Source organism: Paenibacillus sp. FSL R10-2736, assembly GCF_038000245.1.
GTDB lineage: Bacteria > Bacillota > Bacilli > Paenibacillales > Paenibacillaceae > Paenibacillus_AQ > Paenibacillus_AQ phytohabitans.
Map to the genome: position 1 here is coordinate 6,441,088 of NZ_JBBOBN010000001.1, position 23,433 is coordinate 6,464,520.

Consider the following 23,433-nt stretch of genomic DNA (forward strand, 5'->3'; position numbering starts at 1 on the left):
CGATTCATATGAACAAAGACCTATAAACAGCTTTTCACTCTTGAAGCAGTCCGTACTTCTTGCGGAATCTCTTCAGCACTTTGGTCCAACCGCCGGCCAGAATAGCCAGGAAAAAAACATTGGATAAAGCATGGGCCAGGTCAAAATAAAAGCTGGCTCCATAGGTCGCTGCCACAAGCCCCCAGCTGAACGCATCCGGGAGACTGAGAATAACCCAGAGATTCATAATCCAGCCGAACAGGAATCCCCAGATAAAACCGAAGATCAGCAGCCCGGGCCGTTTCTTCATCCACCAGGTATTCCGCAGCCAGCCTGCCGTAAGTCCGGTCATCCCCCAGGCGAACATCTGCCATGGTGTCCAGGGACCCTGACCGAAGTAGATATTCGAGACCAGCGCCGCCACTGCACCGATGACGAACCCCGCCTCTGCCCCAAAGACATAAGCCGACAGAATGACAACGGCAGACACGGGCTTGACCCCCGGCAATGCGGCAAAAGGAATCCGGCTGACCGCAGCAATAGCAGATAATACGGCCAGCAGCACCAGTTCACGGGATGCCAGCTGGCGGCGCTCCAGACGGAGAAACAGCGGCAGCAGCGCAGCCAATAGCAGCACCAGGCTGAGCAGCACATAATGACGGTCTTTCAGCGCCGCTGTTAGCGCGAGGCCAGCCACGAATAATCCCAGGGCAATCAGCAGGGGGGCGCGGAACCGGACCATGTTCGAATCACATCCTCTATTGTCAATGCCTGCGGCAGTATGTCCCGGACCATACGGTTGACTGCCGTAGTATAGAAATAATTACTGCTGAAGAACTCTGCCGGCGCCCCTTCCGCAGTTATGCTGCCGTCAAACAGCAGCGCACAGCGGGAAGCATATTTAGCGGCAAACTCCACATCATGCGTTACGATCAGAATACTGGCCCCCTGCCTGCGCAGTTGCTGGAGCAGAGCAGCCAGCCTGTCCTTGGCTGCCGGGTCGAGCCCCTTAGTCGGCTCATCCAGCAGCAGGATATCCGGCTTCAGCAGCATCATCATGGCAAGTGCGGTCTGCTGCTGCTGGCCGCCGCTAAGATCATGCGGATGGCTCTGCAGCACCCCGCGGAGCCGGAAGACTTCCAGCAGGGCATCTATTTCCCGCCCGGCTTCTTCCAGGGATGCCCCGGCATACTGCGCCATATGCTGCAGCTCCTCAGCCACAGTATCATAGCTGAAATAGAGCAGCGGATTCTGGGCCAGAAGCCCGGTTGTACTCCCCTTGGACAGCTCGGCCTTGCCGCGCTGCGGCTTCATCAGGCCGCCCAGTACATGCAGCAGGGTCGACTTCCCGGCACCGTTCCCGCCCATAACAGCCAGAAGCTCTCCCCGCCTCAGCGTTAGCGAGAGCTTCCTCAGCACCTCCCGGCCTTCCTTGTCGTAGCGGAAAGTAACCTCCCGGCAGCTGAGCAGAATTTCTGCGGATGGTGCAGGAAGGTTCACGGGTGAATCCTGCCCGGGCGGGCCGGAGGCTCCAGCCGGATAAGTAACGGGCTCAGCGGCTGTATTGCCGGGTGTGACAATACACGGAGCTGTAGCAGAGGCTTCATGGGAGAGCGCAGCAGGTAATCCAGCGCCGGGATTAGCGGCCGGATGATCACGAATGACAGTAGCGCATACTCCTGCTTCTGTCACAACAGAAGCTCCCGCCGCCCTGGAATGCAGCCAGCGTTTGCCCTCGCGTACGGTCAGCGGAATATTCTCCGGCGCGGCTGTTCGCGCTTCCGTTGACAGCGCCAGATATAACCGTGAAGCTGCCGGAAGATAAGCCTGACGCGAAGCGAGTGATGCGCTGCCGGCTTGCTGAACGAAAGCGCGCGGGCTCGCATCTGCCACCAGCCTGCCGCCCTCCAGCATCAGCACACGGTCGGCGAGCGGCAGCACCTCCTCCAGCCGGTGTTCGCTGATGATTACCGTCACTGACATTTCCTCGTTCAGCCGCTGCAGCGCCATAATGAATTCCCGGGCAGCTACAGGGTCAAGCTGTGAGGTCGGTTCATCCAGCAGCAGCACCTTGGGTTGAAGCAGCAGCACCGAGGCCAGATTGAGCAGCTGCTTTTGCCCGCCGGACAGCTCATGCACGGATTGGTAGAGCAGCGGCTCCAGCCCGAATAATGCGCAGATCTCAGCCAGCCGGGTCCGCATCACCGCAGGCGGTATCCCCAGATTCTCCATGGAGAACGCAAGCTCATGCCAGACGGTATCCATCACGATTTGCGCATCCGGATTCTGGAAGACCATGCCGATCTCCCCGGCGGCAACGGCTGCGGGAAGCTCTGGCAGGAGCTGCCCTTTATATGTCAGGCTTCCGCTGAACATGCCTACCGGAGCAAGCTCGCGTTTCAGATGGCGCAGCAGTGTCGTTTTGCCGCCGCCTGACGGACCGCAGAGCACTACGAATTCGCCTTCTTCTATTGTGAACGAGAGCTCATGGAGCGAGTCCCTGTCTTCTTCAGGATAGCGGAAGGATACTTGTTCCGCTTTGAGGATCTCCATAACCATTTCTCCTTTCCTTCCAGACCTGCAGGGAGCAGGACGAACAAGCAGAAGCTGCCGTACATCACGGCATCCTGCCAGCCGAAATCCATACTCTTCATCCGGGGATAAATCTCCAGCGTACCGTAGCCCTGCAGCCAAAAGAACAATGCAATCATACCGCTGAGCGTCAGTACCAGCAGAATCAGCTTATCCTGCCGATCCGGCTTGTATATACTGTACGTGCTGCGTTTGGCAACCCCATAGCCGCGGGCCGTCATGGAATCTCCGGTCTGCAGCGCTTCCTCCAGCGACCAGGTGAGCAGCACCTTCAGCAGCGTCATGCCGTCTTGCATCCGCTTGCGCAGGCTTCCTGTGCGGACATCTACCCCGCGCAGGCGCTGGATCAGGGTAATCTGGCGCAGCCGCCGCTGGAATAAGGGGACGAACCGGAGCGCCATCAGCGTAAGTAATGCCGTTCTTGGCGCAGCGGCAGCGAACAGGTACATGAATTTATCTGTCGTTACCGTGTAATTGTATGAAATGAACCAGATGAAGATTGTCAGCAGTACGGTCATCATTATAAGTCCGTACAGCACAGCCTCCAGCGTAATCGGCTGGTCCAGCCAGTAGAAGAGAATATGCGCTCCCCTGTGCGAGAACAGCGGATTCAACACTGCGACTGAGCCGCCCATCAGGAGCATAAAAGGCAGACCGCGCAGCAGCGCTTTCCCCTGGCCCTGCAGCAGCAGCAATGCCAGCAGACCTGCTATTTCCGTAACCAGAAACAACGGATGAAGCCCCAGCAGGGCGAACAGCAGCAGCCCGGCATAATACAGCAGGGCTACGGCAGGATGCGTGGACCGGAAGCCGCTGTTCATGGCGACGCTGCCCCGATATCCTTGCCAAGATCAAGCGTATACAGCCACTCTACCGTATCTCCGGGCTTCATAACCCAGCTGCCGGAAGCCTTGGACGGAAACTCTCCGTTCACCTTATACATCCAGCCGCTCTCTGCCCCGTGATCATATTCGTACAGATTATCTATACCTTCCACATAGGCAAAGGTTTTGCTGCCCTGATATTCCATCTGGATCTTGTGCTGGCGGGTAATCCGCCCCAGCAGCTCCAGCGCAGTCTCATTCTTCTCTATTTCATAAGCCGCCGGAGCCAGAATAACGCCGTGCTCCTCATCTCCAGTAATGGAGAGAGTCACCGTATTCACCGGTGCGGCGGTGGCGGCCGGAGCTGGCGCGGCTGGCTTGGCGGTGGCCGCCGATGCTGGCGCGGCGGGACTGCCGGTGGCCGCCGGGGCTGGCGCGGCAGACTTGCTGGTGGCCGCCGGGGCTGGCGCGGCGGAATTGCCGGTGGCCGCCGGGACTGGCGCGGCGGGACTGCCCGTGGCCGCCGATGCTGGCGCGGCGGGACTGCCGGTGGCTGCCGGGGCTTGCGTAACGGGAGCTTGCTCCGTTACGCCGGGGGCGGCTCCGGCTGGCGCTGCGCCGGAGCTGGAAGCTGCCATGCCGTCCGCCGTGGCGGAGGGTATGGCAGTGCCCTCAGGCCGCGGCGTCTGCGCGGCCTGGGAACTGGCGGGCGGCACAGGCCCGCCGCCTGCGGAATCCGGCTGCGCCTTGGAGCAGCCGGAGAGCAGCAGGACGACCAGGAGCAGGAGCAGCGGATAGAGCCTCGCCCTTCCTGATTTCAATAGACTGAACATTACCTCAAGCACCTCCACAAAAGGGAAAAGAACGGGGGCAGTCAGCCTGTTCCCCGTTCCGTCCAAACACCTTATGATTTCTTAGTGTGACTTATACAAACTAATCCTGAGCAAAGCACCATCAGCCAGCCCCTTGGCCGCTGAGCATCCAGCCCCGCAACCCGAAGGAGCTTCTCTATCGGCTAAAATCAGCCGCTTAAAATACTGGCTGGCACCATACTCTCAGTTTCATTAGCTCTAGCTTCATTAGCTCTAGCCCCACTAGTAATAGCATCATTAGCTTCATTAGCTCTAACTTCACTAGCAGTAGATTCATTAGCTTCATTAGCTTCATTGGCTTCATTGGCTTCATTGGTTCTAGCCCACTAACGGTAGCTTCATCAGCTCTAGCCCCACTAGCAATAGCTCCATCAGCTTCATCAGCTCTAGCCCCACTAGCAGTAGCATCAGTAACATCAGTAGCATCAGTAACATCAGCAGCAGCATCAGTAGCATCAGTAGCATCAGTAGCATCAGTAGCATCAGTAGCATTTTAAATCATCTGCTCAATCCGGGAAAGCATGCCTTCCCGAGCGAAACTCCGCAAAACATCCCTCCGCCGGAACAGCAATTGGATTTATGACACTTATTTATCCTATGCAGTCTTTAATGCCGATCCTAGTTGGATTAATGACACTTAATTCTGCCCCTAGCCGGTCATTCGCTAATTCATGCGAGATTAAGTGTTGTTTTTCCAACTACGCCGCCATATCGGGAGATTTACCGGGAATTAAGTGACATTTTTCCACTTATATATCCCACCAGCACCCCGCACTATCGCTTTATTAGGCTGCTCCATGCAAAATCTTGCAGAAAATACAACTTAACTCCCTTAATCCTTAGGCATTCGGAAGGATTGTTGTATAAAATACAACAATCTTCCCGCTACACCGCTTGTTAGAAGAGAAATGCTGCCTTTTGTACAACATTTTTCGAATATAGGCGATATCCTGGTGAAAATGTTGTATTATGTGCAGGATTTTCAACAAGCATTCGGATTCCCACCCCAAACGCGGGTTGAAATCGTGAGATTCTTGCCCCAGCAGCCCTACTATTCAAATTTCACTGCGGTGAAGACTAAGTTATATATTCATATTTAAGGTTTAGCTTATCTAGGATCTTTTCTTCATCAAGGCTCTTCTTCCTTGACTCATATCCTTCCTAAGGCAATCTGACCGCTACAGCTGCGGCCATTTCTCTGGTTACAGCTGTGGCAGGAGCGAATTCGCCGCCGGTACCGCTCATAATTCCAAGTCCGGTTACAGTACGTACCGCCGTTAATGCGTAGGCGCTGATCTGGTCTTCATCGGTGAATTTCCCGGTTCCGGCTGCTGCCGAAGCCTCGTCCAGGTTCAAGGCTCTCACGATCATTACAGCCATATCCTGGCGGGTAACGGGGCCGTCCGGTTTGAAGGCAGTGCCTGTTACTCCGCTGACAATTCCCAGTTCCTTCGCCTTGTTCACTGCTCCATAATACCACGCATCCGCCTTAACATCACTGAAACTCTGGGCTGACGATGCCGCAGACGGCTCGTTGCCGGTCAATCTCAGCAGTAGTGCCGCAAATTCAGCGCGGGTAATATTCTGCTTCGGTGCAAACACGAGGCTGCTCTCACTGACCCCGCCCATCAGCTTGCGGTCATAGGCCGTGTACACTGACTCCAGCGCCCAAGGCGAGATTGACTTCACATCGGTAAAAGCAGCACGGTCAGCCGCAGCAGAAGCCACGGTCAGCGGCTGCGAATAGCGGACTACCGCAGGTGTGCTGTCTTTGAGATATCCGGTAACGGTAATCGTATATTTATTCGCTGGCAGGCCGCCGGCAACAACAGCTGAACCCGCAGCATCCGTAACAGCAGTTTTACCGCCGATGGATACCTGAACCCCTGCGGCTGGCGAGGATACCGGGTCGGAAGTGAAGGTCGCTTCATTCCATACCCACTGCTTTTGAGTTACTTTTACAGTAATATCTTGTCCAGGCTGCGGCTGTGCAGGGGAGACCGCCACGGACTCTACCACCTGTGTGTTATCCCCGCCATAATAGACAAGCACGCGGTCATTCTCCGCAAGAAGGAAATCACCCATGCCTACACTTGGATAGATCCACGCTCCACCGCGGGCTACAACATACATCCATCCGTCATAGCCGCCAAAAGCACCCGCAGTTACGCCGCCGATTCCCGTCACGTAATTGCCAGCTTCATTGACCAGGGCCACCTTTTTCGCCGCCGCTGCCTTCTCCAGTGCTTGAAGTACATTTCCCGCATATACAGTGCCTTCTGCCAGGGTTCCGTTAGGGCTCTCAATGGCAACGGACACACTAACCTGAGGACTCTTCACAGGTGAATTGCTAAGATCATAGAGCTTGCTGCCTGTGCTGAAAAGCTTGTAAGCTACCAATGCTTCCAGTGCCTGCTCTGTCGAGAGCTGATTGTAGCTTCCGCCCGCTGTATGAGCGAACCCGCCATCTGCTGCCCTATAGCTAAGAAGCTTACTGACTAGGTTTACATTGCCTACGGTATACTCCGCTCCTGCCGGGTCAATGCCAAAGGCGGACAGACCAATAATGGCTTGAGCGACACTCTCGCTGCTGTCACCATAGCCGCCGTTCTTGTCCTGTGCGGTCGCCAGCCAGGCTGCCGCCCGCTGTCCCGCGGTATTGGCTGCCGGATCATCCTTATGTCCTGCCAGCACAGTAAGCACCATCGCCGTCATGTCCGGATCACTAGCCCCCGTAGTCAGGGTGAAGCCTCCGTCAGTGTTCTGTTTGGCCAGGATCTCGGCCAGCAGTTTCGCCGGTGTCCATTTCGCATTGTCAGGAATTGTATAAGTTCCGGAATCAAGCGCCAGCAGTACATAGGCTGCGTTGTTCAGCGTCTGGCCGGTAATTTTATCGTTATTGTAGAGCTTCTCAATCAGATTGTATCCGGCAACATCCGCCGGATTCCCGCCAAGCGCCCTAACCGCAAGCGTAATCCGCGCATAGTCCGTAGCTCTGGCGTAGACACCCTTGGCTGCGGCTACTTTACTCTCAAGCGCCTTTAAATAACTATCCGGAACCTTATAGCCCGCCTGCGCTAGGCCGATGGCCTGCCAGTCGGACTGGACTCCGGCCTTCAGCACAAACTCCGAAGTGGCATAGACTGCCTCAGCTACGCTAACTGCTGTGCCTGAAGGTAGAGATGCCGCGTTATTCCCAGTGCTCGCAGCCGTCTCTGCAAAAGCCTGTCCCGCCGGAGCTACAGCCGCTCCCAGAACCGCGAACATCATGACAACGATCAGACCCAGCCGGATAAACTTGGATGATAAATTGTTTTTCATTGCTTGACCTCTTTCTGTGAATAGAATGGTATAGATGAATCCTGCGTCCTCCGCTGATGCGGGTGCAACATAAAGACCGCCCTGTACAGGGCGGCCGGGGAAGGATACAATACATGCAGCTGATATGAAGTTTCCCTCACACAGCCACTGCTTATATTTGCACCTGTTCCGCATTCTTACCCCCGAAGAATAGAAACAACAACGAAAAAGGCAGGTCTCCTGGCTTAAGCTTCATTGCTTCCCCCGCCTTCCCATCCTATTATCAGACAGTGGCTTCTCAGGAGTCGCTCCGCATTTACAGTGGCGGGACCGCACCGGACTTGCACCGGACTTCCCTTTTAAGCAGATTACAATCGTAGAACCGGCATGGGTATCTGTTGCATGACTGCGCCTGTTTCTACGGAAATCCGCACCTTTTTCCAAAGCTTATTAAATTTGAATATTCACAAACAATCATATCTACTATTCCCCTGTATGTCTATAGACAAGCTGTTTCAATTATAGGCACAACCGGCCCCTTCCGCACAAAAAATCCTGAACAACACTCGCCGCATTCTCCCGGCATATCGTGCTGTTCAGGACTTAAATAGTGATGCTTCCGCTTCCGGCAAGAGCCGGCAGCTGGTTGATTGTATTATGTACAACAGAATGGGAATAAACGTTGAGTGTACAAAGTACAATGACCTCTCTGCCAGCTTTCGCGGAAGCACCGTTGATGAAATGCCGGACTTCTCTTACATCCGGCTTCGCCCAATTCAGGCTCTCACTCAATCATTCCGCATCCGTGTCCGGGCTGGCGGAAGGAGTGGGGTCGGTGCCGGGTGTAGTCTCCGGAGTAGTGCTTGGGGTACTTCCCAGAATGCTCCCCGGACTAGCCTGTAGCTTCAGCGTATAGATTCCGGCGGTGATCACATCACCCGCGGCCAGCTTTGCGCCCGGCTCCAGCTCCACCGTCACTTCATATACGCGCGCAGGTGTTCCTGCGCCCGATGCGCCCGCCGCCGGGGAGGCTTCGGCTTCATCAGAGCCGCCGCTATTTCCAGCGGCTGCATCTCCGCCGCCGTCAGTCCCCACGGCTTCATTTCCGGTCGCCCCGCCGTCAGTCCCGACGGCTCCCTCATCAGAGCCGCCGTCATTTCCGGCGCCCGATGCACCCGCCGCCGGGGAGGCTTCGGCTTTATCAGAGCCGCCGCTATTTCCAGCGGCTGCATCCCCATTCGCGCCGCCGTCAACTCCGGCGGCCAGGCAACTGCTCGCAGTTGCTGCAACCTTGTAAGTGTCAGCAACGTTATTACCGGACATCACAATGATCTCCGCCGGCTTGAAGTCGGAGCACTCCGCCGCAGCGGCAAAGCTGAACACCAGCTTGACACCTGCTTCCCCGCTGCTTTCAGCCCCGCCTGCATTCCCGGTGCCTTCTGTTCCGCTGCTTTCAGCCCCGCCTGCATTCCCACTGCCTTCTGTTCCGCCGCCTTCAGCCCCGCCAGCATTCCCGCTACCTTCCGTTCCGCCGCCTTCAGCTCCGCCAGCGTTCCCGGTACCTTCTGTTCCACCGTTTCCGGTCCCGCTGCCTGACCCGGCGCCCTCATCCCCGCTGCCGATAAGCCGCACAGAGACCGGGGCTTGCTCTTGCCCATCCGCATTGTGGATATCGCCCCGAATCGGGCTTACAGTCGGCTGCGGTGCAGCGGTATCCGCATCCGGCCGCAGCCAGCTGATGGCGATGACGGCTATGATCAATACGATCCCAAGCACGCTGCCGGAGATCAGGATCTGAAATCGGCTGCGGCTGACCCACCGCGCCAGCGGCGAAGCCAGCTGGGAGCGGGCTTCATTGTAGACATTCTGCATGGCGGGCGTTGCGGCCGAGCTATAGCTTTTGCGGAAATCGCGGTTCTTGAACGCCTCGCGGTCGTTCTTCAGGAAATACTTCAGCACCGCCCGCCGGTAATTCGGCCACAGCTTCTTGCTCGAGATGGTGAACAGCCGGTTATGCTGCGACCAGGCCAGGAAACGGTAGACCGTTTCCTTATCATTGCCCGCTTTGCGCGCCACCAGCTCCAGCAGCGCATCGTAATCAAGCGGACCGCCCTCTCGTTCACTGCTGTGGTAAAAGGCCAGCGGCAGCCGTTCGAACGGCTCGATGCTCCGCGACTCCTTCAGCCAGCGTCCTCCGAGCAGCTGTACATCATCCAGCTCCCGGGGAGACAGACCGGCGAAAATCTCCTCGTCCGGCTTCTCCTCCCCGAACCAGCGGTACGCAGCGCGCAGCGCATTCGCTTTACGCTTAGCGATTGCATCCAGCGGCGGCTGCCAATCCGCCGTATCCCGGTAGCGCAGGAAGGAAATCTCCAGCAGCTGCTCCATCGTCAGCTCGTCCAGCGAGATCCGGTTCAGCAGGAAGCGGTCGGCAACGGTTCCCAGCTCCTGCAGCAGTGACAGCGCTTCAGCATGTACACCGCCGCCTCTGCGGCGTTCTTTCTCGGCCTTCTGCACCGACTCATGAACCGATGCCACCGCCGCCACCGGATCATTGTCCCGCTGCAGCTTCTCCAGCAGATATTCCTTGACGGTATCGCGCACGAAAGCCTGCTGAAGCGCCTCCGGAAGGAAACGGCCCCAATGCGCCACGAACCGCAGAATATCCGCCGATTTCGGCGCGTCAGCCAGCCGGGATTCCATATAAGGCTCCAGCAGCGCTTTGCGGAAGATAGGCTGGGCCAGCACTCTTTTGAAGAAGGCCGCACTAAGCTCATCGTTGCCCTCAATAATACCGTAAGCGGCAGCAAGCGCATCCTCACGTCCCGCCGACTGGCAGTTCAGCATTCCGTTGATGAAGTAATCCACAATTTTGACCCGGTAATTATGGCCCGGCAGCGCAAAATACTCCTTGAACCACTCCAGAATCTCCGGCGCCGGTATCCCTTTTTTGCGGATCAGATCATACTCACGGTCGAACCGCTCCAGGAACATATCATTTAGCCGCACCCGGGATTCCAGCGCCCCCTCCGGCTTCAGATAGGACAGCAGACCGCCGAGCACAGCGTTCTTGTTCCCAGTATATAAATCTTCATTGCCCTGCTCAATCTCATAAAAGACAGCCAGCTCATTGTAGAGTGCCAGCGACAGCTTGCGGTCCACGCTCTCCCCAAGCAGCAGGGAGTCGGCGAATCTGGCGAAATCTCTGAGACTCCCGCCCTTTTGCCCCAGCGTCTTCCAGGCCAGGTCTGCATACGTCTGCCGAGACTCCCCGAAATCGGCATTCAGAATCCGCGCGCCTGCCAGATCAAAAATATAATCCTTCTCAATACTCCGGTCCCCCGGGCGCAGCGAGCCCTTCTCCACAAAGCTCAGGTGAATATATTTGCGGCTCTGCGGCTCTTTGGCATAAGTGATCACTCCCAGCCTGCGGCGGAAGTCATGCGGCATTGAAGCATAGAGGACCTCCGTCAGCTCCACCGCACGCTGCGACAACTCACTGATCGGCACATCCAGCGCCACATAGATCTTCTTCTTGCCGGCTACGGACAGCATGACCGCCTGCAGCAGGGCTTTGAACAGTTCTTCGGTGAATCCGAGGCTGCGAAGCACGGTCAGCGGGTCTGCAGACTCTTCACGGACCCCGACTGGAATGGATTCCAGCTCAGGCAGTGTTCCGCCCGGCTCCCCCTCATAACTCCGCGCAAAGCCGGCATGCAGCCATTCCCCGTACCCCTCAACAATCTCCTCAGAGCGGATAGGCGGCACCACGAAATTATGGGCAAAAAAAGCGCTCCGCTGCCCCGTGAAATCCGCCGCCAGATAGCGGCTGAGGCCAATCACCGTCTCATTGCCCTCCGTATGGAACAGATGCAGCGCGTCAGGATACAGCTCCTCATCCTTCTCACCGCGTGCCGCGAGCTCGGCCGGAGCATCGTAGAGGCAGAAGGGATGCAGGATTTTTTTGACAAAATTATTGTCGAGACTCTCCGATTTCGCTACCGTATCGAATCCCTCTGTCGCCCGGTAAACGCCGCGGCGCTCGCGGGTATACATCTGCTGGGTGATCATGGACCCTGAAAATCTGTTCACGGCCCGTCGCTCCCCTCAATATAGTTCAGCTTGTGCAGCAGCCAGATAAACGGCTCGTCCACACGGATCGGACTGACGACACCCTCCACCTTCTGATTGACCGGATTGCTGCCCAGCGCAGATACTGCGAAGTAACCGGTATTGGCAAAGTACACATCCATCGTATCCTTAAACGGACGGTCGACCTTCTCGATAAAGCGGCGGATTTCACCGTCGATGTTGTGGAACTCGTCCAGATTCAGCGTGTTGCGGTGCACATAGTTGTTGAACACGTTGCTGTTGGACTTGATGTAATCGCCGTCCTCATCCTTGAGTGAGTGCAGCATGTCGCTTTTGGCCAGTACAATGGCCGTTGGAATATTGGTTTTGCTCTTCTCCTGATAAGCGATGAAGTCGCCGAACATCGTCAGCACCACATCGCGCGGCTCATCGTACTGCGACACCCACTCGCCCGGACGGTCGCCGAAGTTGATGCGGATTTTCTCGCGGATGGAGCGGATCTGCAGCGGATCGACCATGAACAGAATGCCTGCGGAATTCTTGATATGCTGGCCGTGCAAGCCCAGATAGTCCTGATCGACCATCCCTTCACCGGCAACATCGAAGAACACCAGCGTCAGCGGGGGCTTGGATTCATCCTTGAACACGAACTGGAAAATGAACGGCTCCTGCATCTTCTCCTTCTGGGTAGAAGCGAGCAAATCTCCCCGCTCGAACAGCGGCTCTTCGTACAGGGTGCGGAATTTGCGGCTGATCTCGGCATTCAGCGGCATACAGGCCGCGTCAAAATGCCCAGCTGTCGTATGCTGCAGCGTATGGATCAGCGAGGTCATATACACTGACTTCCCTACCTGGGAAGCGCCGATAATCGAGATAATATTGCTCGGCACCTTGCCGGCAGTTACAGGCAGCTCATTATGGCAGGACGGGCAGAGCCGTCTGCGGGTCAGCACGCCATAGCGGTCGGTGATTCCGGTCAGCACATGGTCCGTATAATGATGGTACTCCTCCGGAATATCCGCCGGGTTCAGAATCGCTTCCATATCGTCTACCGTATCGAGGCCGAAGCGCTCACGGTACTTATTCAGCAGATCATCTTCGCCCAGCGCATAATTCTCGTCATCCTCACGGCTGTGCATGGCCCGGAACACCACTTCCTCCGGCTCAAAGCGGGAGAAGCAGTACGGGCAGACGATGTCATAATACAGCGGCCTTGCCGGGGGCTGATTCTTCTTCATGAAGCGGCTAAAAAAAGACATTTCTCTTCCTCCTCAACGTTTTGTCCGGCAGCTCAGGTAAATGGGCGGCTGACAAAACTGGCTACGAAAGCATAATCTCCAAGTTTTGATGCAGCAGCTCAGGCGAACGAGCGGCTCACAAAACTGGCTTCGAAAGCATAAGCCTAAAGTTTTGCCGCAGCAGTTGCTCAACGAACGAGCTGCTCGCAAAACGGGCTTCGAAAGCATAAGCCTAAAGTTTTGCAGCAGCAGCAGCGGCTCAACGAACGAGCTGCTCGCAAAACGGGTATCGCACAAATTTGCTTCTATATCTGAGCGCAGACGGTCCGCTCGCTTAATTTCTCCGGCCTTACACATTGCACTTCCCCGGCATTCCGTTTGTACGCGGTTCTTGGAGCGCATATAACTGCACTTTGTACAGCTATATTACCGTTTCCGCCCGCTTGCGTCCGAATAGCTGCAGTTCGTGCAACTATACCAGAGCAGAGAGCATGATTAGAGGGGTTCCCCGAGATATAGATGTACAAAATACAATTAAACATCCCGTACGGCAGAAATCTGCCAATTTAGCTGTATGAAATACAGTTATTCCATATCTGGACGTACCCGGCTGAGCTTCTCGCTCCAACTAATATTCCTCACACCCTGCCGGCCGGTCACTCCGGCACCAGCTCGTAATATAAACCGTACTTGCGGCCGTCCGTGAAAAAGATCCGGATGAAGTCGTCTTTGCCGACCTCAATCGGCGGAAGCTGATTTCGTCCGGGGGCGAAATCCTGCACGAACGGGAAAAGCGCCCCGTCCTCCCTGGAGGTCGGATGGCCATCCCGCTTCTTCACGTAGCAGAGTACTTCCTTCGGTACAGGCACTTCAGCGGTGATCGTCATTTGCACAGTTTTCAGCTTGCTGAACAGGCCCTTTTTGTGCTGGACGGAATAATAGATTCTCGCTTTGCCTGCGCTGACCAGTGTCTTGTTGGCACCGTCCCGCTGACGCACCAGCAGCGTCTCCCCGTTCCCGGCCAGCCGGGCATAGATGGTATACGCCACCAGCCCGATCTCATCCAGCCGGTCACGGTAACCGTTATTCGCTTTGTACTCTTCACGTGTGTAGAGCTTCATGCTGGAAGGCGGATGTTCCTCATCCTCCGGTGCCTCCGCAGAGGCTTTATGAATACATACCGCCTGCACGCCATCCGGCCAGCGCCACCGCAGCGTGCAGAAGCGGTCTTCCACTCTGGATACCACTTCGGCTATAACCGGTGCACCAGAATCAACCTCGGCGTACTTCATGGCAACATGCTCCTTTCATTTGGTAACCATCTGACTCAGAATCCCTTACTGCCGCGGTTACGGCGCGGCGGAGGGAAGCCGTCCGCAGGTGCGGCCGCAGCTCCGGCGGCTCTCCCCTTGCGGGACAGGCGTCCTTCCCCTACAGGTACTACATAAGTAAACAATGTAAGAATAGCAACGAGCACCAGCAGTGCCAGCAGGCGGATCATTGGATCTGTAACCGTATCCCCGTTGAGACCGAATTCGAGAATCAGTCCGGCAGCGAGCCCGGATAATGCGCCTCCGAAGCTGAAGCTGCGGGCCAGATGGCGGTTATCGAATATAATGCCAAGCCCGAGACCCAGTGCGGTACCAATCAGGATCAACGCAAGAATCCGCACTACAGCATAATAAGGACTGTCTGCTGCCCTATCACTGCGCTCGGTAAGCAGGGTCCGGTCACCCAGACGGTCATAGATCTGCTGGAATACCTCGCCCAGACGGTTCGCATCTGTAACATCATAATACTGGCCGCCTGTCACGCTGGCGATATCCTGCAGAAGATTGGAGCCGGACGGATCATCCAGGGCAAGCCCGATGGTATTGACCGCAATGCCGCGGTCAACAAATGCGGTCAGCTCCGTTGAAGTATCAAACTGGCTGAAGCCGTCGGATAACAGAATGACCATCGCTCCGCGGTCGGCGCCGTCTTCGTTGATGACATTCATCGCTTCTGTAAGAGCCCCGCTGATATTCGTTCCGCCCTCGGTAGTCACCAGGCTGCTGATTACATCCGACACCTTCTGGCGGTTCTCCGCCTTCGAGAGCGGGATCAGCGGCTGGACTACGGAAGCCTCATGGCTGAACGTGACCACGGCCACCTTGTTGTCTTCATCCAGCTGCTGCACCAGTGCTCTGGCTGCCTCGTAGCGGCTGTTATTGGGGTCGCTTTCCAGCATGCTGCCGGAATCATCGATGACCATGATCACATTCTTGACCGGCTTGATGCCGCCAAAGTTCAGTTCATACACGAACTCGGTCAGCGTACCTATGCCAAACAGCAGCACCACTGCCAGCGGAAGCATTTTCCATGACGTGCCGAGATAACGTAGCTTCCAGGACTGGCCATTCAGCTTGGGCGAGATCGTCTCGGCAACCACGCTGCCTATAGAGACACAGAGCGCGACAAGGGCAAAATAGATCCCAACCAGTACAATCGGCGGCAGGTCATACGGCCTGCGGTCCAGTAGCAGCTCTCCAAGCACAAAAGCCACACCGCCGCCCAGCAGACTGAAGAGGAGCAGGAGGAGATTGATTTTACGCTGCATTAATATTCATCCTTTCCGGAAAAACCTTAATAATAATGCGCTTGAAACCGGCGCTGTGGGGCTGAAGTTTCACCTGCAGGGTGAATAGGCTGCTAATTCTATTCTGATGCATTCTGTACAACAGATTCCCGGAAAAAGGATCTGAAATTTCATTCTATTGCACTTCCCGCAGCAGAATGAGAGAAAATTGTCCTCATCTCATCTCCGGCAATTGCTCCTCAGCAAGACCGTGCAGCTCATAGCCGTTGCCCGCATAGGTCTCATAATATACCTTGCCGTTGCGGTAATAGAGCAGATCCTCCAGGTGGAAGCCGCCCATCAGATTCAGCTTCTCCACTCCGCTCCTGCGCTGCTCATGCACGAAGCCCAAGCGGTAGATGCGGGTGGTCTCGTCAGCACCGAAGGCATAGCGCAGGAATTCGGAAGCACTGTCGCCGAAAAAGTATTTCTCCTCATGCCGGTGCTCCTGTGTATATTCAAACAGGCGGACATTCATTGCCGCCTCCTCTTCGAGACTGCGGTAGAGCTGCTTGAACAGCTCCTCCTTGGAGACAATGTCCCGGTTCTCATAGGCCGCCGCGACATTGGCACGCCGCAGCAGCTCTTCCTCGAACGGAAGCGTGAAGGGCCCTGCCGTCAGCAGCTCCCGGCGGCAGATTTCGATCAGCCGCTCAGCCACGGCATCGCGGCCGCGCCGCAGCAGCTCTGAGAGGCTGCCCATAAACCGCTCACTGAAGAAGATATCTCCGCCGCGTCGGGTCTCGATATCCTTCATGACCTCTTCTGTCACGCTGCGGTAATATTCCATGATGTTCTGGTCCACGGTGTCCTTGCTGCGGCCGATGCTGGCAAGGGCCAGGCTATGCAGCTCCTCCTCCAGCGCTTCCATCGCCAGGACCTTGGCTCTGCTGTCCGCATGCAGCTGCTCAAGCGCCGCATCATAGCGGAGGCAGAGGGCAAGCTCGCTTTCGAGCCGCAGAATCTCATATTTCTTACCATATACGGTATCGAATAAATAATGAATGAAATTACGCACAGTCCGTTTATCCAGCAGCGGCACCCGCTGGAACGGCTGGCGTTCTACACTCTCCGCATAGAGCCGTTCCAGCTCCTCCTGCGCAGAGAGCAGTGCCGAACGCAGTCCGCCCATATGCTGGCGCAGGGCATGAAGCACACTCCCTCCGCCCTCTGCCAGCTCAGCGGTCCATTCTGCGAGCTGGTAGAAGGTCACCGGCGGAGTTGCCTGCTCCTCGGCGGGCAGAACGCCGGCCCACTCCCGGGCAGGGTCGATGGCCGCAGTCCTTCTTGCGGACACCTCCGCAAAGTTGCTGCGGAAATAGGCCTGCCCGCCTTCACCGAAGAGCAGCTCCTCGGCTTCGCGCAGCGACAGCGCCCTGAGCTCCGAGTAGGACGGGCGTCCATGGCTCATCAGCCCGGTCATCTCCGCAAGGCCGGTATCATCCGGCAGCAGTTCCGCCGCGCGGGCACGCAGGGAATCCGCTCCGAGGCCCAGCAGCGCCTGCCGTTCCTTAAGGCTCCGGCTGTTGCCGGCACGCAGCTTCTCAGCCAGGTAATGCAGGGCATGGTAGAGCACCGCCAGCGCAATCTGCCGGTTGGGCCTGCGTACCGCCGAGAAACCGGCCGAAGCATAGCCTTGTCTGCCCGTGCTGCCCCGGATGCCGCTTTTGAAGGTCATATTATTGTAGCCGCCATGCCCGGAAGCATGATCAGCCGCAGGCCGGACACGGTTCTTCAGCAGGCTGATATGGGCAATAATCTCATAATTGTCGTCCATCCCGTGAACGGACATCAGTCCGCGCTCGTTCTTGTCGGAGAGCAGATAGACCAGATCGAACAACGCGGAGGGACCATGGCCCACGGGGATGGACAGTCCTTCCTCCGTAACCAGAAGCGGAGCGCTTAAGGCATAGTCCGCCGCCTGCATCCCGTCCAGCTCACGCAGAAAAGCCAGCCCTACCGAGCTGGAATAGCCAAAGTTATCCCCTTGCTCCCGCTCGTTGATCAGCGCATACAGATCGGTCTGCACCGACTTGAACGACTGGCTAAGGATGGCGCGGGCCAGCAGGGCAACCTCCGGCAGCAGCACATTAAGCGGATCATCGACCCGCGTAACGATGGACAGATGGATGACATCGAACGAAGAATACAGCCGTCCGTAGTCCGCTATGCTGTTGCTTAACTGGCGCAGCGTCCGGTTCATCCCGGCCAGGTACTGGCTGTCCTCATGAAATTCACGGTACAGCTCCCGCCGGACCGTCCGGGGATCACGGCCCGCCGTGTTCGGCAGGGCCATGTGCAACACGCGTTCATGAACGCTGCTGTTACCGCTGCCGATCCATCCCTTGATTCCATCCTTCTCCTGCGTACTGCCGCTGCCGCTGGGAGAACCCGCGTGCAGCGCCATGACACCGCCTGCATTGTCCCATTTGCGCTCGCAGCGCTCCAGCACCGGACCGATGGCCGGGGTCACCTTGTCGCCGAGGAACAGAAACAGAGCAGGGTAATGGATGCTGCTGCGCCCATCCCCCCTGTTATGCTGCGCTTCCTCCTGCGCAGCGTACTGCTCTGAATATTGTAAGGCCTGATCTCTGATCATAGGCTTACTTCAGCTTTCTGCGGATGCTGCCGAGCTTGCCGGTCAGGCTCTTGTAGAAGCCGTACATTTCATCGCCGTTCGCATGCTCTACCCGCTCATATTCCAGGCTGTCGCGCGCCTCCAGGAAGGATACATACATCCCTTCCAGCTTATACAGCAGCGGAGTTACGTCCTCCGCGGCCGTCATCTCTCCGGCCCGGCGTGCCGCCTTGCGCAGCAGGAGACTGCGGCTTTTCTCATCGAGCGCACGGAAATGGCGGTAGACGGCATACTCCACATAGCTGCGCTCCTTCATCAGGTTCGCGAACGGCTCCCAGGCATCTTCGTCCTCGTCACGGTCATAGACATAGAGCGCACCTTTTTTGGTGATGGTATCGGTGTACAGCGCCTCAATGAACTGGTCGATCCACTTGTCTTCATCCAGATGCTGGTGGACCAGCACTTCGAGTTCCGCTGCCTTGGCCGACAATACGTCGTATTTCGCCAGCTCTTCACGGACACGGGCAATCAGCTGCGGTGAGCGGATCAGGTTCTCCTGGGCCAGTTCACGGTTGATGCTGCCGAAGATGTCCTTAATTCCTTCACGTTCCAGGCCGCCCGAGCGCAGCGCTTTGAGCTCTTCAGCGGCTTTTCTCACTTCGCCCAGATTCGGACGCGAGGAGCCAAGCTGCAGATCATAGCCGCTTAGCATTTTATCCAGATCAAACGGCTTCGTGAAGATGACTGAGAAGCGGCTGCTCGTATTCTCGTCGATGCCTTTCTCGATAATTACACCAGCCTCCAGGGCACGTAAGAAATCCGCACGCACTCTGGCATTATAATCACGGACCCGCGCATTAACGTAGGTATCGCCCCATGATTTCTCCGGAATCGGGGAAGGCAGGTAGGTCCAGTTATCCTTGTCGGTCATCACCAGATGGCGGCCGATGCCTTCCTTGTCCAGGATGGTCCGTTCATAGTTCTCCTCGAACACCCGCAGCGGCGTATACACAAACAGCGGCACCCCGTTACGTGTATTGAGCCAGAAAATCCGGTTCTTAACCTGGCTTTCCTTGATCGTGAACTGCGATTTGCCGAGTGCATTGTTCTGATAATTGCGGATTCCCTTCAGAATACCCGGCGCCTTCACCGGCACGGATACGAAGCCCCAAGACGGGAAGTGCAGACTGCCTGAACTGTTGCTGAGGTGGAAAATCGGCACCGCATCTTCATCCAGACGTCCGGCGATAATCCGCTCAACGAACTTATCCAGCGGCTCCTCGCGCCCGTATTTCATCACCAGGAAATCTTCCATTGAACGGGTAATGAGATCACCGAACTTGTCGCTGAGGAATTCAGAGATCGAACGGACGATATCAATCTCCTGCTCTTTGACCCAGCGTCCGGAATGCTTCAGCATTTCGCGCGTGAAATCACGGATCAGATCGTCGCCGTCCTTCTGGTCCATCACCTTAGAGATGGTTGCCGAAATATCCGGCACATTGACGATATTCCAATAGTAGGTTTTGTTGCCCTTATGATCAGCCTGCTCTTCGCCATTGATCAGAATGTCGCCATTCTTCTCGAAGATTGAGCTGAGCGCCGTCAGAATCTCTGTGAATACGCCGTAGATCCGGCTGTTCTCTTCATTCAGAAGCTCGTACAGATCCTCGTAGAACTGGATCATCTGCTCGGTGCGCTCCACATCGGCATGCAGCCAGTATTCATTGATCTTGGCTTCGATATAGGCGTTCTTCTTCTTCTCCTTGGAGACAAAAGCGCTGCGCGCATCGCCCAGCTTCTCCTCTGCACTGTCCTGCGCCGTCTCGATATCACGCGGCAGACGGAGCAGGCTCTCCCGCAGCGCTTCAATATACGACTGGATCAGCTTCAGGATACAGAAGCCCTTCTCCGTGTAGAGCAGCCGGGATACATAGAACGGCCCCTGCTCCGGATGCAGGAAGATCCGCTCCAGCTCCTCGCCGAAACGTCCGGTGATTTCACCCGGCAGCTGCTTCTTCGCTTTGATGTATTCTTCCCGCGCACGGGCGAGGAAGTTCTGTTCCAGCTCCGTATCCATGCTGACCACCTGGTTCTTCACTACATTGGCATGGCTGAGGCGCTCGCTGTTCTGATAGCCGGGCAGCGGCTCCGGCACACGGGACTCGAAGGTCTTGATCATCGTATCGAGATCAATGCCGAGCTTACGTGCCATCTTCTCCACATCCTCCTGTCCCGGGGCGTGATGGAACATCTTGTCCATCTTGTCGAAGAGGCGGAAGGCCAGATATGTGGTCATTTCCTCAATCGGCAGCACCGCCGAGGAAGCGCCGATAATGTTGTATTCATAATTCGCAGGATACGTCTTGTTCATCTGCGCAATGTTGGTGCGGATGTTGCTGATATAGTCATGGATGGCGAATTCCTCGCCGGAGGCTTTTTCCTCGCTGGCCATGAAGTTGGTGATATTCTCAGCCGTTACATTCATGCAGTAATCATAGGCATTCTCCAGCAGCTTGCCTTCCGTGTTCGTCGCTGAGATGAGATGACACAGATTGAACGGCGGCAGCGGCGAATTGACGCTCAGAATATTGCCGTACTGCTGGCGGAACCGTTCTCCCCGGCTGTCCACATTCATCCAGTAATCCAGCTCTTTGAGCGCAGCATAACCGTTCTTGCGGATATACTCGCGGGTATGCTCGCTGAGGCTCTTGTTCGCCAGATTCACATCCGGGGTGAACAGGTAACCCAGCGTATTCACGCGGTCGATACCGGCAGCGCCATAGTCGCGTTCAATAATCCCCCGGACAATGTAGGCAATATCCAGAAAGGCACCGCTGCCTGTTCCGCCGGACAAGCCGGTAAGCAGGAAAACCATCAGCTTCTTGCTGGTGCCGACCGACAGCGTCTTGATCTTCTTATCAATCGCAGCCACGACCTGATTAATCTTCGTGAACAGCAGCAGGCGTCCGGCCTGGCGCACCCCGGCGGCTCCGTTCATACCGTCCGTGATGCTCAGCTCCGGCGACAGCCAGTCTGTAATGTACGAATCAAGAATGCTGCGGTTCTGCAGCAGTCCGCCGATCTCGGCATTGGCCAGCAGCACGAATTCATTCTGCGGGTCGAGGCCGATGCCTTTATATTTTTTGCCGCGGTCCTGTTCATTGGTCTCGAACGCCAGGAATTCCACATTGTCGGGCTTATCCCGTTTCTTCTTGGACAACGGATCCTCAGGCAGCTTGAAGCGGCGGTTAATCTGGTATTTCAAGCGCAGCAGGGCATCGATGCCCGTGCCGCCAAGTCCGATAATCAGAATCGGGTTGTCTATGGTGTCCACTCTTATTTTGTCGCTGACGATTCCTCCGCCAAGCGATACATCGAGCTGCTGAATATGTTCTCTTACTACCGGTTTCATAGGTTATCCTCCTAAAAGTTATGCGTAGCGCTTCTTCCTGAACATGCTTGGTTCAAAATTCACTTCGGAAGCTTACGCTTAGTCTGCTGTTATATCAAATATTCGAGTAATATCGTCTTGTCTACCGTCTGCAGGGAGACCGATACGCGGTCACCGCTCTTCATTTCCAGGCCCCGCGAGGTATCGGCGGCACGCCCTGACCGCTCCACAGAGATTCCTTCTCCTCCGCGCAGCATCAGCCGGTCATTGTTCCCCGGAGTGAAGACCAGCTTCTCGCTCTCCTTCAGTTCTGGCGCCAGCTGCAGCAGCTGATGCAATGTGAATTTGCCACGGAAGCCTGCAAGCTTCTTGTACTGCGGATAGGTCTTCTCTCCGGTATTGCCGTCCAGCACTTCCACAATCAGCTGTCCGACAAAACCGCGGTTTGATCTGCGGCGCAGCAGCCAGAATGCGGCGGCGGCAGCCAGCAGGAGTACAATCCCGCCTATAATATAGTAAAGAGTGTTCGAGGACTTCTGATCCGTTACCGGTTCTTCACCAGTGCCTGCCCCCGTAGCCGGAGGGCTTGTAGCCACCGTTCCCGTCTTGGCGTTGATTGTCAGCACATCGCTCTCGCGGTAGAAGCTGCTCTCTTCGGCCCGTACCTTAAGTTCATAGGCATGATTGTCTTTTATTTCAAAAGCACCCTTAAACTCAGCACCTGAGTTGTCAAGCGCAATCTCCTCCACAGTGCCCGTATCGACATCCGTAGCCAGCAGCACTGCCTTCATCTCCTGGTACAAGCTGCTCTCTGTAACCTCAGCACCGTTGCTGAACAGATGCGAGGAGATATCGACGGTGTCACCTTTGCGGTAGGACTGGGAAGGCAGCGCATCGATCTTAAGCTCCAGATCATAGTTGAATACCAGATTGATATCAATTTTGTCCTTCGCCACACCCTTGACCTGGAGCTTCCAGTCTCCCTGCTCCGGCGAGAGCAACTTGATCAGCGTGTAGGTAGAAGACTTGGACAGCAGCACAGCATCCGAGGGAATCGCTACTTCCTTCCCTGACGGATCACTCAGCTTCGCGGTTACAGGCTGCGAGGACATTATTGAAATATTCGCTTCCAGTACACTGCCGTTCGGCACATTGACCGTCACTTCCTGATAGTCGCCATTCGCCGTAATCGACGGCACCGGCACGACCTTCAGCTTCAGATGGCTGGCAAAAATCTCGCTGAGAATCTGCGGAAGATCATCCGCGGAATCCGTTGTGAATGCCTTGCCGCCTGTCTGATCGGACAGATTAGACAGAATATCCTTGTTCAGCTTACCATCCGCATTGAGCCCGATCGTATAGACCGGATACCCCTTCTGCTTCGCAGTTTCTACAGCGGCCTTCAGTTCCTGATCGGACTGGGCCTGCGTAGCGCCGCTGGCTTCATCTAAGTCATTGTTGCCGTCGGCCAGCATCACGATCATCGGCTCATGGCCAGGATCGCTGCCGTTCTCCAGCACCTTCACAGCTTCTTCCATTCCGACCGCTATATCCGTGTAGGGTCCACGGTTCAGCCCGTCGATGAAATCCTTCAAATCCTGTTTGTCCCCGGCAGAGGTGATGCCAAGCAGGGCCTTCTCTCGCTGCACCTTGTCGGTGTAGGCAACGATCCCTACCTTGTCTCCTTGCGTGGACAGCATATCTATGAACATCTTCATCGCTTCATTCGCGATTTTGTTCTTGTCGCTCTTGTTCATCGAGTTGCTGACATCAATCAGCAGTACAGCATCAATATGGGACGGCGCCGCAGAAGCAGCACTGGCCGCTGCGCCTCCGAAAGGCAGGACAGCGATGCATAGGATCAGCAGCAATACAGGAAAAATGCGCTGCAGTCTATTCTTGATCGTTCTGGGGTTACGGTGTGTACGAAGCATAAATAGGGCTCCT

At 56.1% G+C, this 23,433-nt stretch carries 13 protein-coding genes and 1 riboswitch; all 13 genes read right to left on the reverse strand.

Annotated features, from left to right (window positions below):
• Nucleotides 1–34: 34 nt before the first annotated feature.
• Nucleotides 35–721 (reverse strand): ECF transporter S component, encoded by a 687-nt coding sequence (locus NSQ73_RS27600; RefSeq protein WP_171720567.1) that lies wholly within the window; start codon nt 719–721, stop codon nt 35–37.
• Complete coding sequence (locus NSQ73_RS27605; protein ID WP_340989063.1) at nt 694–2,532, reverse strand: ABC transporter ATP-binding protein; 1,839 nt, start codon at nt 2,530–2,532, stop codon at nt 694–696. Before NSQ73_RS27605 ends, NSQ73_RS27600 begins: the two co-directional genes overlap by 28 nt.
• Complete coding sequence (locus NSQ73_RS27610; RefSeq protein WP_340989065.1) at nt 2,448–3,392, reverse strand: energy-coupling factor transporter transmembrane component T; 945 nt, start codon at nt 3,390–3,392, stop codon at nt 2,448–2,450. The genes NSQ73_RS27605 and NSQ73_RS27610 overlap by 85 nt, the downstream gene beginning before the upstream one ends.
• Nucleotides 3,389–4,228 carry a DUF4430 domain-containing protein gene (locus NSQ73_RS27615; RefSeq protein WP_340989067.1) on the reverse strand — a complete coding sequence of 280 codons (840 nt, stop codon included), beginning with the start codon at nt 4,226–4,228 and terminating at the stop codon, nt 3,389–3,391. Before NSQ73_RS27615 ends, NSQ73_RS27610 begins: the two co-directional genes overlap by 4 nt.
• A gap of 1,200 nt (nt 4,229–5,428) precedes the next feature.
• Entirely contained in the window at nt 5,429–7,588 is a 2,160-nt protein-coding gene (locus NSQ73_RS27620) for an S-layer homology domain-containing protein (RefSeq protein ID WP_340989069.1), read from the reverse strand.
• A 192-nt stretch (nt 7,589–7,780) separates the two neighbouring features.
• A riboswitch (cobalamin riboswitch) is annotated at nt 7,781–7,969 on the reverse strand.
• 201 nt (nt 7,970–8,170) lie between these two features.
• The gene (locus NSQ73_RS27625) at nt 8,171–8,359 is read right to left on the reverse strand and encodes a hypothetical protein (RefSeq protein ID WP_340989070.1); all 189 of its coding nucleotides are present in this window, start codon (nt 8,357–8,359) and stop codon (nt 8,171–8,173) included.
• The gene (locus tag NSQ73_RS27630; RefSeq protein WP_340989072.1) at nt 8,360–11,659 is read right to left on the reverse strand and encodes a GAP1-N2 domain-containing protein; all 3,300 of its coding nucleotides are present in this window, start codon (nt 11,657–11,659) and stop codon (nt 8,360–8,362) included. It lies immediately after the preceding gene.
• Complete coding sequence (locus NSQ73_RS27635) at nt 11,656–12,918, reverse strand: hypothetical protein (RefSeq protein ID WP_076247346.1); 1,263 nt, start codon at nt 12,916–12,918, stop codon at nt 11,656–11,658. Before NSQ73_RS27635 ends, NSQ73_RS27630 begins: the two co-directional genes overlap by 4 nt.
• A 635-nt stretch (nt 12,919–13,553) precedes the next feature.
• Entirely contained in the window at nt 13,554–14,189 is a 636-nt protein-coding gene (locus NSQ73_RS27640) for a beta-mannanase (RefSeq protein WP_340989074.1), read from the reverse strand.
• Between the two features lie 35 nt (nt 14,190–14,224).
• A complete protein-coding gene (locus NSQ73_RS27645; RefSeq protein WP_042133858.1) occupies nt 14,225–15,496 on the reverse strand; it encodes a vWA domain-containing protein in 1,272 nt (423 codons plus the stop codon).
• A gap of 193 nt (nt 15,497–15,689) precedes the next feature.
• Nucleotides 15,690–18,113, reverse strand: a complete 2,424-nt coding sequence (locus NSQ73_RS27650; protein WP_340989077.1) for a transcription initiation factor TFIID — start codon at nt 18,111–18,113, stop codon at nt 15,690–15,692.
• 4 nt (nt 18,114–18,117) lie between these two features.
• On the reverse strand, nt 18,118–21,507 hold the full coding sequence (locus tag NSQ73_RS27655; RefSeq protein WP_076247339.1) for a tubulin-like doman-containing protein: 3,390 nt from the start codon (nt 21,505–21,507) through the stop codon (nt 18,118–18,120).
• 89 nt (nt 21,508–21,596) lie between these two features.
• On the reverse strand, nt 21,597–23,420 hold the full coding sequence (locus NSQ73_RS27660) for a vWA domain-containing protein (RefSeq protein ID WP_340989079.1): 1,824 nt from the start codon (nt 23,418–23,420) through the stop codon (nt 21,597–21,599).
• Nucleotides 23,421–23,433 lie beyond the last annotated feature (13 nt).